At 63.5% G+C, this 16,808-nt stretch carries 16 protein-coding genes; 7 read left to right on the top strand and 9 right to left on the bottom strand.

The annotated features are described in order from the left end of the window. Nucleotides 1-74: 74 nt before the first annotated feature. From AC1DVW_RS13250 to AC1DVW_RS13235, 4 genes are all read left to right on the top strand, one after another. Entirely contained in the window at nt 75-1,622 is a 1,548-nt protein-coding gene (locus AC1DVW_RS13250; RefSeq protein ID WP_477323608.1) for a sugar ABC transporter ATP-binding protein, read from the top strand. After that, entirely contained in the window at nt 1,619-2,599 is a 981-nt protein-coding gene (locus tag AC1DVW_RS13245) for an ABC transporter permease (protein ID WP_477323606.1), read from the top strand. Before AC1DVW_RS13250 ends, AC1DVW_RS13245 begins: the two co-directional genes overlap by 4 nt. After that, nucleotides 2,596-3,582 (top strand): ABC transporter permease, encoded by a 987-nt coding sequence (locus AC1DVW_RS13240; RefSeq protein WP_477244446.1) that lies wholly within the window; start codon nt 2,596-2,598, stop codon nt 3,580-3,582. Before AC1DVW_RS13245 ends, AC1DVW_RS13240 begins: the two co-directional genes overlap by 4 nt. A 109-nt stretch (nt 3,583-3,691) precedes the next feature. Next, nucleotides 3,692-4,243: a gluconokinase gene (locus tag AC1DVW_RS13235; RefSeq protein WP_477323604.1), complete on the top strand. Its 552-nt coding sequence runs from the start codon at nt 3,692-3,694 to the stop codon at nt 4,241-4,243. Here AC1DVW_RS13235 and AC1DVW_RS13230 read toward each other — a convergent pair. Then, entirely contained in the window at nt 4,238-5,329 is a 1,092-nt protein-coding gene (locus tag AC1DVW_RS13230; protein ID WP_477323602.1) for a lysophospholipid acyltransferase family protein, read from the bottom strand. The genes AC1DVW_RS13235 and AC1DVW_RS13230 overlap by 6 nt on opposite strands. A 172-nt stretch (nt 5,330-5,501) precedes the next feature. Here AC1DVW_RS13230 and AC1DVW_RS13225 point away from each other — a divergent pair, with 172 nt between their 5' ends. Continuing rightward, nucleotides 5,502-7,004, top strand: coding sequence for an AMP-binding protein (locus AC1DVW_RS13225; protein ID WP_477323600.1), 1,503 nt, complete (start codon nt 5,502-5,504; stop codon nt 7,002-7,004). A gap of 88 nt (nt 7,005-7,092) precedes the next feature. On the opposite strand, the gene AC1DVW_RS13220 is transcribed toward AC1DVW_RS13225, so the two are convergent. After that, nucleotides 7,093-7,542, bottom strand: coding sequence for an RrF2 family transcriptional regulator (locus AC1DVW_RS13220; protein WP_013530871.1), 450 nt, complete (start codon nt 7,540-7,542; stop codon nt 7,093-7,095). A gap of 255 nt (nt 7,543-7,797) precedes the next feature. Next, nucleotides 7,798-8,784: a sulfate ABC transporter substrate-binding protein gene (locus tag AC1DVW_RS13215; protein WP_477323598.1), complete on the bottom strand. Its 987-nt coding sequence runs from the start codon at nt 8,782-8,784 to the stop codon at nt 7,798-7,800. Between the two features lie 217 nt (nt 8,785-9,001). Between AC1DVW_RS13215 and AC1DVW_RS13210 the strand changes: the two genes are divergently transcribed. Both AC1DVW_RS13210 and AC1DVW_RS13205 read left to right on the top strand, forming a co-directional pair. After that, complete coding sequence (locus tag AC1DVW_RS13210; protein WP_477275109.1) at nt 9,002-9,274, top strand: antitoxin; 273 nt, start codon at nt 9,002-9,004, stop codon at nt 9,272-9,274. Beyond that, nucleotides 9,274-9,672, top strand: a complete 399-nt coding sequence (locus AC1DVW_RS13205) for a PIN domain-containing protein (RefSeq protein ID WP_477275107.1) — start codon at nt 9,274-9,276, stop codon at nt 9,670-9,672. The genes AC1DVW_RS13210 and AC1DVW_RS13205 overlap by 1 nt, the downstream gene beginning before the upstream one ends. 14 nt (nt 9,673-9,686) lie before the next feature. On the opposite strand, the gene AC1DVW_RS13200 is transcribed toward AC1DVW_RS13205, so the two are convergent. The 6 genes from AC1DVW_RS13200 to pbpC form a co-directional block, all read right to left on the bottom strand. Continuing rightward, complete coding sequence (locus tag AC1DVW_RS13200) at nt 9,687-10,727, bottom strand: sulfate/molybdate ABC transporter ATP-binding protein (RefSeq protein WP_477275105.1); 1,041 nt, start codon at nt 10,725-10,727, stop codon at nt 9,687-9,689. Nucleotides 10,728-10,796: 69 nt separating this feature from the next. Next, nucleotides 10,797-11,681: a sulfate ABC transporter permease subunit CysW gene (gene cysW / locus AC1DVW_RS13195; RefSeq protein ID WP_477244459.1), complete on the bottom strand. Its 885-nt coding sequence runs from the start codon at nt 11,679-11,681 to the stop codon at nt 10,797-10,799. After that, nucleotides 11,674-12,525: a sulfate ABC transporter permease subunit CysT gene (gene cysT / locus AC1DVW_RS13190; RefSeq protein ID WP_477275103.1), complete on the bottom strand. Its 852-nt coding sequence runs from the start codon at nt 12,523-12,525 to the stop codon at nt 11,674-11,676. The genes cysW and cysT overlap by 8 nt, the downstream gene beginning before the upstream one ends. A 22-nt stretch (nt 12,526-12,547) precedes the next feature. Further along, nucleotides 12,548-13,576, bottom strand: a complete 1,029-nt coding sequence (locus AC1DVW_RS13185; protein ID WP_477323596.1) for a sulfate ABC transporter substrate-binding protein — start codon at nt 13,574-13,576, stop codon at nt 12,548-12,550. Nucleotides 13,577-13,817: 241 nt separating this feature from the next. Continuing rightward, nucleotides 13,818-14,540 (bottom strand): M15 family metallopeptidase, encoded by a 723-nt coding sequence (locus AC1DVW_RS13180; protein ID WP_477323594.1) that lies wholly within the window; start codon nt 14,538-14,540, stop codon nt 13,818-13,820. Between the two features lie 18 nt (nt 14,541-14,558). Beyond that, a complete protein-coding gene (pbpC, locus tag AC1DVW_RS13175) occupies nt 14,559-16,649 on the bottom strand; it encodes a penicillin-binding protein 1C (RefSeq protein WP_477323592.1) in 2,091 nt (696 codons plus the stop codon). Between the last annotated feature and the right edge of the window lie 159 nt (nt 16,650-16,808).

Below are 16,808 nucleotides of genomic sequence, written 5' to 3'. Positions count from 1 at the left end.
CAAGGCGCCGCGGGATTTCCCGCGGCGCCGACCACTCCATATCCCTGGTCGTCAAAAGTGCCTCGGGAGGGCCGATGGACGGTGCGGTTCCGCTCTTCCGGATGGAAGGCATATCCAAGCGCTATGGTGGTGTGCGGGCGCTGGAAAAGGCCGAGCTTTCGGTCTCATCCGGCAGCATTCATGGCATCCTCGGCGAAAACGGCGCCGGTAAGTCGACGCTGATCAAGGTCATGGCGGGCGTCGTTGCGCCCGACGAAGGCCGCATGATGCTGGATGGAAGCGAGGTGACGTTCGCTTCGCCTGGTGCTGCAAACAAGGCCGGCATCGTCTGCATTTTCCAGGAGCTGTCGCTGGTCCCCGAACTCAGCGTCGCCGACAACATCGTCATTTCCGACCCGCCGACGCGGTTCGGCATGATCGATCGCAAGGCGCAGCGCCGCATCGCCGAGGAAGCGTTGGCGCGCGCGGGCGCCGCCGACATCCATCCACTGGCGCTGGTCAAGGATCTTCCCCTTTCAAGAAGACAGATGGTCGAGATCGCCAAGGCGCTGGCACGCAAGCCGCGCATCCTGATCCTCGACGAGGCGACCTCGGCACTGACCGCGACCGACGTCGCCAAGATCTTCGGCGTGCTCAAGCGGCTGCGCTCCGAAGGGCTGGCGCTGCTCTACATCTCGCACCGCATGAACGAGATCGCCGAACTCGCCGACCAGTGCACGGTGTTCCGCAACGGTCGCAATGTCGCCAGCTACGCGGCGGGCACAAAGAGCGACAATGAAGTCGTCGAGCTGATGATCGGGCGCGAATACAGCCATATCTTCCCGCCGAAACCCGCACGCACCGCAACTGCCGCCGTTCCGGTGCTGGAGGCGCGCAAGCTGTCCTGGACCGACCGGCTGGACAATGTCTCGCTGACGGTCGGGGCAGGCGAGGTCGTCGGTCTTGGCGGCCTCGACGGTCAGGGCCAGCGCGAACTGCTGCTCGCTTTCTTCGGTGTCCTGCGCGGCCTGTCCGGCCAGATATTGATCGACGGCAAACCAGTGGCGATCGCCAGTCCCGCCGCTGCACGCCTTGACGGGATCGGCATGGCGCTGATCCCGGAAGACCGCAAGACGGAAGGGTTGATGCTGCCGATGACGGTGCGCGAAAACCTGTCTTTCGCCGCCCTCGACCGGTTGTCGAACGCCGGCGTCATCGACCGCGCCGCCGAACAGCGGCTGATCGACGACATGGTCGGCCTGCTGGCGATCAAGACGGCAGGCCTCGACATTCCGGTCGGTGCGCTGTCCGGCGGCAACCAGCAGAAGGTGGTCATCGCCAAATGGCTGATGCGGCAGCCCCGCATCATCCTGCTCAACGATCCGACGCGCGGCATCGATGTCGGCACCAAGCAGGAGCTCTATCAGCTGATGCGCAAGCTTGCGGACGCGGGTGCGGCGATCCTGTTTTATTCGACCGACTATGACGAACTGATCGGCTGCTGCGACCGGGTGCTGGTGCTCTATGATGGGGCGGTCAAGCGCGAGCTGGTCGGCGCCGAGATCACCGAGCGGGCGCTGATATCAAGTGCGCTCAACATCCATGGCGAGGAAAGCCCCGTGAGCCAAGGAGCGGACGCGTGAAAGATTGGCGCTACTGGCTGGCCGAACAGCGCGGAACGCTGCTGGCGCTCGGTATTTTCATCGTCATGTTCGTCATCTACACCTCGAACCATCCGGCCGGCTTCACCGCCAATGTGGTGCAGACGGCCTCGAACAAGGGCGTGCTGCTCGCCTTTGTGGCGATGGCGCAGACGCTGGTGGTGATCACCGCCGGTATCGACCTTTCCGTCGGCATGATCTTCACGTTGACCAATTGCCTGGCTTCGTGGCTGGTTGTCGGCACCGGCCTTGAGACCGCCTTCGGGGTCATCGCGGTGCTCGGCACCGGACTGCTGTGCGGCGCGATCAACGGCGCCATCGTCATCTATGGGCGGCTGCAGCCGATCGTCGCGACCATCGCCACAGGTGCTGTCTATTTCGGCATCGCGCTGCTGCTGCGACCCTTTCCAGGCGGTTCGGTCAACGAGGACCTTGCCGACGCGCTGACCGGGCGGCTGTTCGGCGTCGTGCCGGCGAGCCTTGTCGCGCTGCTGGCCGTTGTGCTGATCGTCTGGGTACCGTTCAGCCGCTCGGTGCTCGGCCGCGCGGCTTACGCGGCGGGCTCATCGGAGATGGCGGCCTACATGTCCGGCGTGCCGATCCGGCGCGGCAAGTTTGTCGCCTACGCGCTTGCCGGGCTGCTCGCCGCGATCGGCGGGCTGTTTCTGACGTTCTTCACCTATACGGGTGACGCGGCCTATGCCAGCGGCAATGCCTATACGTTGTTCTCGATCGCCGCCGTCGTGCTCGGCGGCGTCTCGCTGTTCGGCGGCAAGGGCAGCGCCATCGGCGCGATCTTCGGCGCGCTGGCTTTCCGCACCATCGGCGACCTGCTCTTCGTTTTCGATTTCGATCCGCTCTGGCAGCCGCTGTTCCAGGGCGTTATCCTGCTGATCGCGGTCAGCCTCGGCGCCTTCGCCCTGTTCAGGGTCCGCAACCGGCTGGAGTGGTTCCTGTGAGCGAGACGACATTGGGCGGAATTGCTGGCCGTATGCCGAAATTCATCCGCCGTGCCGATCCTGCGGTGCTGACGGCCTTTGCCTGCATCGTGCTGCTGCTGTTCCTCGGCAGCCTCTACTCACGCAGTTTCCTGTCGCCGGAATATCTCTTGCAGCAGCTCAAAGTGGCGTCGTTTCTCGGCGTCATCGCCACCGGCATGATGCTGGTCATCCTGCTTGGCCAGATCGACCTGTCGGTGCCATGGTCGGTGGCGGTGGGCGCAATGATGGCCAGTGCGATGGCGGCCTTCGGGCCGGCTGGCGTCGCGTTGGCGATCCCGTTCGGCATTTTCTGCGGCGTCGCGATCGGCATCGTCAATGGTATCGGCGTTGCGTATCTGCGCATTCCCTCGATGATCATCACGCTGGCCACCAACGCCGTCGCGCAAGGGCTGATGGTGGTCTACACCGGCGGGTTCTCGCCGCAGGATTCGGCGACCGGCGCGATGCGCTACCTGGCGACTGGCTTTGCCATTCCGGGTGTGCCCAATGCCGTCGTCATCTGGGCGCTGATCGGAGCTGCGATGGTCTTCGTGCTGACCCGCACCAGCTTCGGCCGCAGCGTCTATGGCATCGGCAATCGCGAGCGCGCTGCCTATCTCTCCGGCATCGACACGCGGCGCGTGGTGATGATCGCCTTCGCGGTTTCCGGCGGGCTCTCCGCCTTTGGCGGGGTGCTGCTGGCCGGCTACGCCTCCAAGGCGGCGCAATCGATGGGCGATGCCTATCTGTTGCCGTCGATCGCCGCGGTGGTGCTGGGCGGCACCTCGATCCTCGGCGGGCGCGGTTCCTATCTCGGCACCGTCGCCGGCGTCATCCTGATCACGCTGCTGCAGTCGATCCTTTCCGTCATGCAGATGCCGGAGGCCGGACGGCAGATCATTTATGGCGTCGTCATCGTCGCCATGCTGCTGCTCTACGGCCGCGCGCCGGCAAGCCGCTAGAGCATGATCCCGAAAAGTGGAAACCGGTTTTCGGAAAAGATCATGCTCCAGCAAAGAGATAGAGCCCCATCCCGATTCCATCGGGATGGAAACAGGCTCTAGTCCGATCGTGGACGAAGCGGCGGCACCATCCAAGGCGAGCAGTGTCCAGCCAGGACTCGCCCTTGTGGTCATGGGCGTCGCCGGCTGCGGCAAGTCGGCTGTCGGCAACGCGTTGGCTGCGGCGCTCGGCGCCATTTTTGTCGAAGGCGACGGGCTGCATCCGCCCGAGAATGTGGCGCGCATGGCAAGCGGCGAGCCGCTGACCGATGCACTGCGCCAAGGCTGGCTCGACGCCATCGGCCGACAGATCGCGGCGTCGGCCGGCAGCGGGCAGGGCGTGGTCGCCGCCTGTTCGGCCCTCAAATACAGCTACCGCGAGCGGTTGCGCGGCTTTTGCCAGGACATCGTCTTCGTCTATCTGGAGATCGACCCGGCGACGGCGAAGCGGCGGGTCGGCAATCGCAAGGGCCATTTCATGCCGGCGAGCCTGGTCGACAGCCAGTTCGCCATCCTCGAAGCGCCTGCTGCCGAGGAGCGGGCGTTGACCCTCGATGGGACGCGTCCGGTCGCCAAACTCGTCACCGAGGCCATGAGCCTGCTTGGCAAAGCGGTTTCATGATGACATGCCGGTATCGTCGTCAGGCGCGGCATTGTCGGGTCGCTCGCTGAGCCGGTCCTGGCCGGACCATACCATCATCTGCTCGGGATGAAGCTTGAGGGCCTCAAACAGGCGGTCGCGCTTGAGCAGGATGTAGTGCGCCTGAAGCTCGATGTTCTTGGCGCCGTTGGCAATCGATGCCGGCCTCGCTGCCGTCGGCAGCAATTCCGGGCTGATGACGGCGCGGTATTGGCGAAAGGGGACCGTCTCGAAGGTGGACATGGCAAACAGCGCTGCCCCGCCTCTGGCGGCGAAATTTGCCGGCGCCGAGGCCAGATGCGTCCAGCCGCTTTCCCCAAGGGCCACTTCCGCGAATGTCGAGCCGGCATGGATGTTGTTGGTCATCAGGACAACGCCGTTCTCCCTGAGGATCTTCTGCATGCGCATGGTCACCTGATAGGCGTCGCTGCGATCGAACACGACGCGGCTTTTCAGGAAACGGTTCTCGACCCTGACCATGGGCGGATTGAGAAAACGCAAGCCGAATGTCGTCTCGGAGATGCCGTGGAAGCGGACGCTTACCTGATGGGCCTCGACGCCGGCCTCGTGCAGCGCGCGCTTGCCGATGATTGTCTGGGCTGTGAACTGATCGCACCAGATGATGGCGCCGTGGCCGCGCTTCAGCGCTTCCCGAACACCTTCGAGACCCTCGAGGCGGATGGCCGGCGACCAGCCGATGCCGACCAGATGCGCGGCAAAAAGCAGGCGTCGACGGTGAAGTGCGGCAAGCATGGCGCTGAACAGTTCTTGCGCATCGATGCCGTCGCCAAGCACGGCGCGGGTCGACGGTTCGTAGCGCGAAAAATCCCTGCTGACATGGCGCTTCTGGCGAAGCCTGGACACCCAGCCGCAGATCGGTGCCCACCAATTGACGGGCAGTGTAGCGGCGACACCGAGATAGAAGGCAAACAACAGGCTCTCGCGGAAATCCCTGTTTGAAAAGCGGCGCAGCCTTGCGGGTTTGACGATCTTGCGGCTGAAAAACCGGACAGACTCGGCGCTTTCCGGCACCAGAACATCAGCGATGATTTCAGAATGGTAGCCCACGGCGGATGACGGTTTGCGGCCGGCTCCCCTGGATTTTCCGAACCACGGCAACCTCATCCGATCAGTGTCCAGCCTGTTCTTGCGCGTGTCCGAAAATCGCTTTACTGCGTCTGCCACGGGCGCGCAATTGGGCGCCGATGGAACCATTGTGATAGCCGTTCAAGGTTCGAGCGTGGAACAGGCCCTGTCGGTGGCGCTTCCGCCGCTGGCGCCAATGCCGCCGGCGGCGATCGCGCTCATGGCGCCCGACCAGCCGCCCCTGAGCTTTGCCGACCTCGCCGCCTATGTCGATCAACTGTGCAGGGATTTCGCGCGGCGCGGCGTGCGCTGCGGCACGGCCGTCGGCATCGTCTTGCCCAACGGCCCGGAAATGGCGGCGTGTTTCCTGGCGGTCTCCGCCCTGGCGGTGGCAGCTCCGCTCAATCCGGCTTACGGCGAAGGGGAATTTCGCTTCTATCTCTCCGATCTCGATGTGAAGCTTCTGCTATGTGGCCAAGGTGTGGGCGAGGCCGCGCGCGTTGCCGCAAAGTCGCTTGGCATTCCGGTGCTCGACATTGTCGCGGCTGAAGCTGCCGCCGCCGGTGAATTTATTCTTTCGGGCGATGCCGAGCTTATGGGCTCCAGCGAAGCGCGGCTCAATGGCCCGGATGATCTCGCGCTCGTCCTGCACACTTCGGGAACCACGGCACGGCCGAAGATCGTCGGCCTGCGGCAGCGCAATTTGCATGCCTCAATGACCAACATAGCGCGGACGCTGGCGCTGTCGGCCGACGATATTTGTCTCAACGTGATGCCGCTTTTCCATATACACGGGCTGATGGCGGCACTCGGCGCGCAACTCGCGGTCGGTGGCGCCGTTGTCTGCACGCCGGGCTTCAACGCGCTCAAATTCTTCGGCTGGCTCGCCGAATTCCGGCCGAGTTGGTACAGCGCGGTGCCGACCATGCATCAGGCGATCCTGGTGCGCGCTGCCCGCAACGGCGACATCATCGAGGCGGCGCGGCTGCGCTTCATCCGCTCGTCCTCGGCGGCACTGCCCGATGTCGTGTTCCGCGACCTTGAGCGCGTCTTCTCCTGTCCCGTCATCGAGGCCTATGGCATGACCGAAGCGGCGCACCAGATGACCTCGAACGGCCTGCCACCGGCGCGTCGCAAACCGGGCTCCGTCGGCCTGCCGGCCGGCCCCGAGGTGACGATCATGGACGACAGGGGCAAGATCCTGCCGGCTGGTGAAAAAGGCGAGATCGTGGTGCGCGGCGTCAACATCCATGACGGCTATCTGAACAATGCCGAGGCCAACGCGGCCGCCTTCACCGATGGCTGGTTCCGCACCGGCGACCAGGGTCTGGTCGATGAAGACGGCGATCTGAAAATCACCGGACGGCTCAAGGAAATCATCAATCGCGGCGGCGAAAAAATCTCGCCGCTCGAGGTCGACAACGTGCTGCTCGATCATCCGCTGATGGCGCAAGCGGTGACCTTCGCCGTGCCGCATGCCATGCTCGGCGAAGAGGTCGGCGCAGCCATCGTGCTGGACGAGGGCGCTACTGCCGATGCCGAGCAGATCCGCGATTTCGCACGCAGCCGCATCGTCGAGTTCAAGGTGCCGCGCCACATCCTGTTCCTGCAGGAATCCCCAAGGGTCCCACAGGCAAGATCCAGCGGGTCGGACTAGCCGGCAAGCTCGGTCTCGTTTGAGCAGACTATTCTTATTGGAGCATGATCTCGTCCGAAAACCGGCTCCCACTTTTCGGGATCATGCTCTAGATTTGCGACGTCAGCTCGACCGGAAAATCGTCGTTGTCGGCGTCGCGCATGGCGGCGAGGCTACGGTTGTCGAGCACCTCGGCGATGGCCTGGCGCACTTCCAGCATCATGTGGCGGACCTGGCAGGTCGCCTCGTCGCAATCCTCGCAGCGCTGGTATTGGGTGCGGCTGGCGCACGGGATCGGCGCCAGCGGCCCGTCAAGGACGCGCACGACGTGGCCGATCTTGATCTCGGAGGCCGGGCGGGCGAGGCGGTAGCCACCTTCCTTGCCCTTGCGGCTCTGGACGAAGCCGGCGTTACGCAACTCGCCCAGAATGGCATCGAGGAATTTCTTCGGAATGTTGTTGGCGACAGCGATGTCGTTGACGAAGGCCAGTTGGCCGGCCGGCAGACCAGACAGATGCACGAGGGCCTTGAGGCCGTATTTGCCTTTTTTCGTCAGCATGCCCTGATCAACCCATGAAGCCCCAACCACCCGCATCTGGCGACTGTTTGTGTGCAAATGATGACGTTTTCGCCGCGCGACGCCATTTCGCGAAACAAGCCGACCAATGGCAGGTTAGGCACAAACGCGTTGATTCTTCGTAACGTTTTGGACGGCAGGGCCGCGAAACTCAGTGGAAACAGCAATTCGGACCGCTGAAACGAAGAAAGCCGGCTACTCGCCGGCTTTCTTGTTCAGATGAGATGGTGGTGATTTCTAGCGGCTGCCATAGGTCTGGTCGAGCAGCCCGCCGGCGGCGAAATGCTCCTTTTGCACCTTGTCCCAGCCGCCGAAGACATCCTGCACCGTCAGCAGGCGGACATCGGGAAACTGGTCCTTGTACTTGGCGGCGACAGCCGCGTCGCGGACCCGGTTGCCGTTCTGGGCGATGATGTCCTGGCCTTCAGGCGTATAGAGGAAATCGAGATAGGTCTTGGCCAGATCGCGGGTGCCATGCTCGTCGGCGACCTTGTCGACGATCGCCACCGGGAACTCGGCCAGCAGGCTGACCGAGGGCGTCACCTGCTCGAACTTGTCGTCGCCATACTCCTTGCGGATGCCGCGTGTCTCCGACTCGAAGGTGATCAGCACGTCGCCGATCTCGCGCTGCACGAAGGTGGTGGTGGCGGCGCGGCCGCCGGTGTCGAAGATCGGCACGTTGTTGAACAGCTTGGTGATGAATTCCTTCACCTTGGCGTCGTCGCCCTTGAAGGCTTCCTTGGCGTAGGCGGTGGCCGCCAGATAGGTGTAGCGCGCATTGCCCGAGGTTTTCGGATTGGGGAAAATCACCTGCACGTCGTCGCGCACGAGATCGTTCCAGTCCTTGATGTGCTTGGGGTTGCCCGCGCGGACGAGAAACGAAGGCAGTGAGTAGAAGGGCGAGGCGTCGTCGGGAAAATCCTTCTGCCAGTCGGCGGAGACGAGACCCTTCTTGACCAGGAAGTCGATGTCGGTGACCTGGTTGAAGGTGACGACATCGGCGCCGAGGCCTTCGGCGATGGCGCGCGCCTGCGCCGACGTCCCGGCATGCGACTGGTCTATGCTGACCCCGAGGTGTTCGGCGATAAAGGCCTTGTTCACCTGCGCGAACAGTTCGCGGCCGACATCATAGGAGGCGTTCAGCAATTTGTCGGCCGACCAGGCTTGGGAGGATGCGAGAAACAGGCCGGCGACGGTGACGACGCCAAGGAAAAATCGCTTCATGAAAACAAGGCTCCGGATGCAATGCGTTTTATCACTCGACCATAGCCGTGTCGCGACATGCGCGACGAGGCACGCACCGCGGCTCCGCGGCCGCGTTGCGAGAAAAGATATTGCCGAAACAGCCGGCTGCTAGGATTTCGTTCCAGGCGAAGTTCTGGTGCCTTGCATCGCGGCATCGAATGGCATATACAATTGGCATATACAAAGGAATCGCACCATGCCTCAGCACCGCCATTCAACAACGCCGCCGAAGGAGGCGAAGCTGTTCCGCAATAATCGCAGCCAGGCAGTGCGCATTCCTGTCGAGTTCGAGTTTCCTGGCGACAAGGTCTTGATCAGCCGGGAAGGCGACCGCCTGATCATCGAGCCGGTGCGCAAACCTGGTCTCACGGCACTGCTCGCCCTATGGGCGAAAGAGCCGCCACTCGGTCCTGAAGACGACTTTCTCGAGATCAACGATGCGCCTATCGAACCGGAGGAAATTTTCTGATGCGGTTCATGCTGGACACCAACATTATCAGCGACATGATCCGAAACCCGACCGGCAAAGCCGCAAGGGCAATGGCGCGCGAGGGAGACGCCGCCGTGTGCACCAGCATCGTGGTTGCCTCGGAACTGCGATATGGCTGCGCCAGGAAAGGATCAGCCAAGCTGCTCAAGAAGGTTGAAGAGTTGCTGGCTGAAATTCCTGTCTTGCCGCTTGATGTGCCGGTGGATGCCGAATACGGCGCACTTCGCGCCGGGTTGGAGGCGGCGGGTCAGATCATTGGCCACAATGACCTTTTTATTGCTGCCCACGCTCGCGCATTGGGAACTACTCTGGTGACGGCCAACACCGGAGAGTTCAACCGGATCAAAAGCCTGAAGGTCGAGAACTGGTTGGAATAGCGCCCGATCGAGGATCAAGCAGCCGGAAAAAGCTTCCAGCGCTTGGGGCGGAACGCCACCCGGCTCTTCTGTGCCGCCGGATGGTCGACCGGCAGTTCGATCTCGACCCGCTGGCGCTCGCCGCCGATTTCGAGTTCCACCCGTCTGGTGCCGGCGACGCGGCGGCTGGCGGCGACGGTGCCGGCAATGCAGCCGCTGCAGCCGTCCACCAACTCGACATCGTGCGGGCGGAAGAACAGCAATGCGTCGCCTGAAGACGCATGCGGTGCGGACAGCCCGATCGGCCGGTCGGCGATCCAGACCTCGCCATTCTCGACCTTGACCGGAAGTGAGCTCGACTCGCCGATGAAGCCATAGACGAAGGGGGAGTTCGGCGTGTCGTAGATCTCGTCTGCAGAGCCGACCTGCTCGATGCGGCCCTGGCTCATCACCACGACACGGTCGGCAAGCTCCAGCGCTTCTTCCTGGTCGTGGGTGACGAAGACGGTGGTGTGGCCGGTGGCGTCGTGGATCTCACGCAGCCAGCGGCGCAGTTCCCGGCGCACTTGGGCGTCGAGTGCGCCGAACGGCTCGTCGAGCAACAGCACCCTGGGCTCGATCGCCATGGCGCGGGCAAGCGCCACGCGCTGGCGCTGGCCGCCCGAAAGCTGCGCCGGGTAGCGCTTTTCCAGGCCGGAAAGCTGGACCAGGTCGAGAAGCTCGGTGGCGCGTCGGCGTATTTCCTGTGCCGGCGGCCGTGTCGGCCCGTGCCGGACCTTCAGGCCGAAACCGATATTGTCGGCGACCGTCATATGCCTAAACAGCGCATAGTGCTGGAAGACGAAGCCGACATTGCGCTCCTGGATCGACTTCTGCGAGGCATCCTCCTCGCCGAAGAAGATTTTTCCCCGCGTCGGCCGCTCCAGCCCGGCGATCAGCCTGAGCAGCGTCGTCTTGCCGGAGCCGGAAGGCCCCAGCAGCGCGATCAACTCACCGGACTTGATGTCAAGCGACACGTCGTGGAGGGCCGGGAACCGGTCAAACTCCTTGCGCACGTTGGCAACGCGAACTTCCATCAACCGTCCCTTTGTAGTGGATTCATGTCGTTATCCCAAAACCGCTTCACACTTTTGGGCGACATGCATCTAGTGCCCGCGCGTCGCGGCGATCTCGGCGCCGTAGCGCATCTCGAGCAGTGTTTTCAAGACCAGAGTAACCAACGCCAGGCCGGCAAGCAGCGAAGCGACGGCAAAGGCGCCGACGGCGTTGTACTCGTTATAGAGGATTTCGACATGCAGCGGCATGGTGTTGGTCAGGCCGCGTATGTGACCTGACACCACCGAGACGGCGCCGAATTCGCCCATGGCGCGGGCATTGCACAGCAGCACGCCGTAGAGCAGCCCCCATTTGACGTTGGGCAGCGTCACATACCAGAAGGTCTGCCACCCATTGGCGCCGAGCGAAAGCGCTGCCTCCTCGTCGCCATTGCCCTGTTCCTGCATCAGCGGGATCAATTCGCGTGCGACGAAGGGGAAGGTGACGAAGACGGTGGCCAGAACGATACCGGGCACCGCAAACAGAATGGCGATGCCATGCGCCTTCAGCCAGCCGCCGAGCAACCCTTGAGCGCCGAACAAAAGCACGTAGACCAATCCGGAAATGACCGGCGACACCGAGAACGGCAGATCGATCAGCGTGGTCAGGAAGGCCTTGCCCTTGAACTCGAACTTGGCGATCGCCCAGGCCGCGGAAATGCCGAAGACGACGTTGAGCGGCACCGAGATCGCCGCCACCAGCAGCGTCAGGCGGATCGCCGAGCGAGCGTCGGCATCGCCCAGCGCTTCCGTATAGGCAGAAACGCCTTTCGCCAGCGCCTCGTGAAAGACAATGATCAGCGGCAACAGCAGGAAGACGCCGAGGAAGGTGAAGGCGATGGCCATCAGCACGATTTGTGCCGGGCGGCTTTCGGTGACCGCCGCCGACTGGCTCTCGTGATGCGGTTCGTAGGATTTGATTTCGGGATCAGCCATAGCGCTTGCGGCTCCATGACTGGGCGAGATTGACGATCAAAAGCATGACGAACGACAACAGCAGCATGATCGCGGCAATCGCCGTCGCCGCCGGGTAGTTGTACTCCTCCAGCCGGATGACGATCAAAAGCGGCGCGATCTCGGATTTGTAGGGCAGATTGCCGGCGATAAAGATGACCGAGCCGTATTCGCCGACGCCGCGGGCAAAGGCCAGCGAAAAGCCGGTGATGATGGCCGGCGCCAGGCCCGGAAACAGGATGCGGGTGATGATCTGGAAGCGGCTGGCGCCAAGCGTGGCTGCTGCTTCCTCAACCTCCTTGTCGATCTCCTCCATGATCGGCTGCACGGTGCGCACGACGAAGGGCAGGCCGATGAAGACCAGCGCGATGACGATGCCGAGCGGCGTATAGGCGACCTTGATGCCGAGCGGCATCAGAAGATGGCCGATCCAGCCATTCGGCGCGTAGAGCGTGGTCAGCGCAATGCCGGCCACGGCCGTCGGCAGCGCGAAGGGCAGGTCGACCATGGCGTCGACAATGCGCCGGCCAGGAAAGCGGTAGCGCACCAGCACCCAGGCGACCAGTGTGCCGAAGACGACATTGACGCCAGCCGCGAGGAAGGCGGTGCCGAAGCTGATCTCCAGCGCGTTGAGGGTGCGGCGATCGGTGGCAATGGCCCAGAATTCAACCCAGCCAAGAGCGGCCGAGCGCCAGACCAGCCCGGACAAGGGAATGAGGATGATGAGGGTGAGGTAGGCAAGCGAGAAGCCGAGCGTCAGTCCGAAACCCGGAATGACACTCGGCTGTCTGAACCGCCACCCCGCCTGCGCGGGTGCTGTGGTCATATCGTCCTGATCTAGATTTAGCTCACTGGGCCGGCTTATAGATCTGGTCGAATATACCACCGTCGCCGAAATGATAAGGCTGTGCCTTCTTCCAGCCGCCGAAAAGCGGATCGTCGATGGAGATCAGCTTGATATCGGGTGTCTTGGGGAGATCCTCCGCTGCCACCAATTCCGGCTTGGCCGGACGATAGTGGTTCTTGGCAATGATCGTCTGCCCTTCCTTGGAATAGAGCCAGCCGAGATAGGCTTCGGCGACCTTGCGCGTGCCCTTGGCGTCGACATTGGCGTCGACGATCGCCACCGGCGGCTCGGCCAGGATCGATGTCGGGGGATAGACGATCTCGAAATTGTCGGCGCCGAATTCGTTCAGCGCCAGATAGGCGTCGTTTTCCCAGCCGATCAGCACGTCGCCGAGGCCCTTTTGCGCGAAGGTGACAGTCGAGCCGCGCGCGCCGGTGTCGAGCACCGGGGCATGGGCGTAGAGATTGCCGACGAATTCCTTGGTCTTGGCCTCGTCGCCGCCATCATTGGCGTTGGCATAGGCCCAGGCAGCGAGATAGTTCCAGCGCGCGCCCCCCGAGGTCTTCGGGTTCGGCGTGATCACCTGGACGCCATCCTTGATCAGGTCGTTCCAGTCGTGAATGCCCTTGGGGTTGCCCTTGCGAACCAGGAAGATGATGGTCGAGGTGTAGGGGGCCGAATTGTTCTCGAATTTGGTGCGCCAATCCGGATTGATCTTCTTCGACTTGTTGACGATGGCGTTGATGTCGCCTTCGAGCGCCAGCGTCACCACATCGGCATCGAGGCCGTCGATCACGGCGCGGGCCTGCGCGCCCGATCCGCCATGCGACTGCTGGATGGTAACCGTCTCGCCGGTCTCGGCCTTCCAGTGGGCGACGAAGGCCTCGTCATAGGCCTTGTAGAGTTCGCGTGTCGGGTCATAGGACACGTTGAGAATGGTGGTGTCGGCAAACGCGAAACCGAGCGTGCCTGATAGAACCGATGTGACGACCAGTGCGCCGAGCAGTTTCCTGAAATGAGGTTTGGTCATTTCCGCCTCCGTTGATAACGGCCGAACTCTAGCGAATTGATAGAAATTAGATGCATTCAATGTTGCCTTTTTTGCCCCATTGAAGCAATTTTTCGCCGATCCTCAGCCTCGTGAGGAAATATTTTCCTCGCGCAGCCATCGCGAGGATTCGGTGCTCACCAGGGATCCAACTAGAAACGGGTCGCGCTACGGCAAGGGCCACAGGAAATCGGGCGACCTTGCCGACACCGTGGCCGAAGCCTCACTCGGCAGTGACGGGAAAATCGAAGCGCTGCTTTGGAAACGGCTCGTTTTCCAGCGTGAAATGCCACCATTCGCGCGCATAGTTTTTGAAACCACCGGCGCGCATCTGTTCGACAAGCCGCTTGCGGTTGGCCGCCGCTTCCCCGGCAAGCGGACGGTGCGCCGTTTCGCTCATCGGGTCGAAACAGTCGAAACCAGTGCCGAAATCGAGCGTGTCGGCATCTGATACACCGCAGGCTGGTTTTGGCGCGCTCCTGGCATCGGTTCGGGCGATGGCGACATCGACGGTCGAGCCGCGCGAATGGGTGGACAGTTCGCCGATATAGCCCTTGGCGATGAGGTCCTTGCGCTTGACCGAGGGATACCATTGCGGGTCGGCCGGTCCGCCGGCCTTGGTCCAAGCCCCCATATCGGCGACGGCGCGTGCCGGGCGATAGCAGTCGAAGACGACCAGCGTCAGCCCCTCGGCGGCGATGGCCTTCTGCACACCCGACAGCGCTTCCGCCGCTGGCCTGGTCAGGATGCACACGGGAGCTTGGTAGCCGCTGGCCTTGCGGTGCAGGAAGTTTTCGAGGCCGGCATAGCGGATGTCCTGCCGGATGGTGGCATCGACATCGGCGAGGCGGACAAAGCCGGCGGGGAGGGCGTCGGCGCTTGCGGGCAGGGCGAAAGTCAGCGGCAGCAGGGCGCAAAACGCAATGCCATGAATCACCTGCCGCATTCTATTCAACGAACACCTTCACTCGACGAACACTTTCACGCTGGCCGCGCGTCCCACCGCGTCGATCACGGTCAGCGTCGAATAACCGGCGCCGTCCGGCAGCCAGGTTGCGGTGCGGCGGCGGTCGATGCCGGTGAGCGGCTTGCCGTTGGCCAGCCAGCGAAACGGCGCACGGCCGCCTTGCAGCTTCAGCACCAGCGGCGAGGCGTCGGCCGAATTGGTGGCAAGATCGACGCGGGCGCCGTCAGGCGGAAAGATGATCGTCGGCGCCGGCTCGGTCGGCGTCGTCTGCACCAGCCCGTCGGCGCCGGCGCCGAAGCGCGCCAACGTCACTGGCAGGTCCTCGCGCTTGGGCCTGTTGACACCGGCCGGCTGGCTGCGCAGCGGCACGGCGGCGAGGCCGGAACGGACGAAGCCTTCGAACAGGATGGGCGCGGCCGAGACATAACCAGACAGGCCGGGCACCGCGCCGGCATCGGCGCGGCCGACCCAGACGCCCAGTACATAGCGGCCATCGAAGCCGACCGACCAGGCATCGCGATAGCCATAGGACGTCCCTGTCTTGTAGGCGATGCCGCGCTGGGCAGCGCCCTCCGGCGGCTTCACGCCCGACAAGATGTCGGTGATCTGCCAGTTGGCCTGATCGTCGAGGATGGTGGCGGTGGTGCGTTCGGCATTGGCCGGCTCGGTGCCGTCATGCAGCGTGTGCGCCTTGCCGCCATTGGCAAGCCCGGTATAGAGCTGGACGAGATCGCGCAGCGTCACCCCGACGCCGCCAAGGCCGATGGCCAGGCCCGGCGCCTCGTTGATCGGCAGAACGGGATTGACGCCGGCCTGGCGGAAACGCGCCGTCAGCCGCGCCGGACCGACCGCGTCGAGTACGCGGATCGCCGGCACGTTGAGCGACAGTTGCAGCGCCTGCCGGATGCTGACATCGCCCTGGTAGCCCATGTCGAAATTCTTCGGCCGGTAGCCCCCGAAATCGACCGGGCTATCCTCGATCAACATTTCCTGCGCCACCAGTCCCTGCTCGAAGGCCAGGCCATAGATGAACGGCTTCAGCGTCGAGCCGGGTGAGCGGATGATCTTGGTCATGTCGATCCAGCCGGAGCGGCTGGCGTCGAAGAAATCGGCCGAACCGACTTCGCCCAGTATGTCGCCGGTGCGGGCATCGGCCAGCACCATGGCGACGGAGAGGCGAGGGCCGAGCTTGCCAGCGGCGTCCTTGGCCACCTGTTCCAGCCCTTCCTGCACGCTTTTGCGGATCGTCAGTTGCAGCGGCTTGCCGGCGACGGCCTTGGGCAGCATGGCATAGGCGGCGTGCGCCGCCAGCGCCGGCAATTTGCGGCGCAGGCCCGAGACATCGTCGAGCGCGGCACGCGCCGCCTCGCGTTCGCCAAGCAGGCCCGCCGAGACCATGCGAGTCAACACCCGGTCGCGGGCGGCGTGGGCGATTTCGAGGTTGCGGTCGGGACGGCGTTTCTCGGGCAGTTGCGGCAGCGCAACGAGCAGGGCGGCTTCCGAAACCGTCAGCCGCTTCGGCTCCTTGCCGAAATAGGCGAGCGAGGCGGCGCGCACGCCTTCGAGATTGCCGCCATAGGGCGCGAGCGTCAGGTAGCGTTCGAGGATCTCGCGCTTGGACAGTCGCCGCTCGATCTGGATGGCGCGCAGCATCTGCTTGATCTTGGAGCCAAGGCTGCGGCTTTCACGCGGCTCGATCAGCCGGGCGAGCTGCATCGACAGCGTCGAGCCGCCGGACACGATATGGCCACTGGTCACGAACTGGCCGGCAGCGCGGGCCAGCGCCAGCACGTCGACGCCTTCATGGTCCCAGAAACGCTTGTCCTCATAGGTAACCAGCATGTCGACGAACTGCTTGTCGACCTGGTCGAGGCGGGTTTCAAGCCGCCAGTAGCCGTCCGGCGTGGCGAAGGCCCGCAACAGCTGGCCGTCGCGGTCCTGCACTTCGGTAGAGACTGTGAGTTTTTCCGGCAGCGGCGGCGGGTAGGCACGGTCGAGCTGCCATAGGGTGACGGTAGCAATCGCCGCAAAGCCTATGAGGGAGGCCGCAGAAATGCCCGTTCGGCGGAGAAATTTCCTGGAAAACATGGCGCCGCCCCTCATTGCGTTGCCGGGCATTTCTCCCCGTATAGAGACGGGGAGAACGGGGCCTGCGCAGAGGTTTTCGCCAATTTCCAACGTTGCATAAGGGGTGCCGACGATCGCAACAGCGCCCTTCTCCCCGTCACTATACGGGGAGAAGGTGCC

The organism is Mesorhizobium sp. P3_B5 (genome assembly GCF_056402815.1).
The sequence above is the reverse complement of the archived record's forward strand: the minus strand, read 5'-3'. Positions and strand labels throughout refer to the sequence as shown.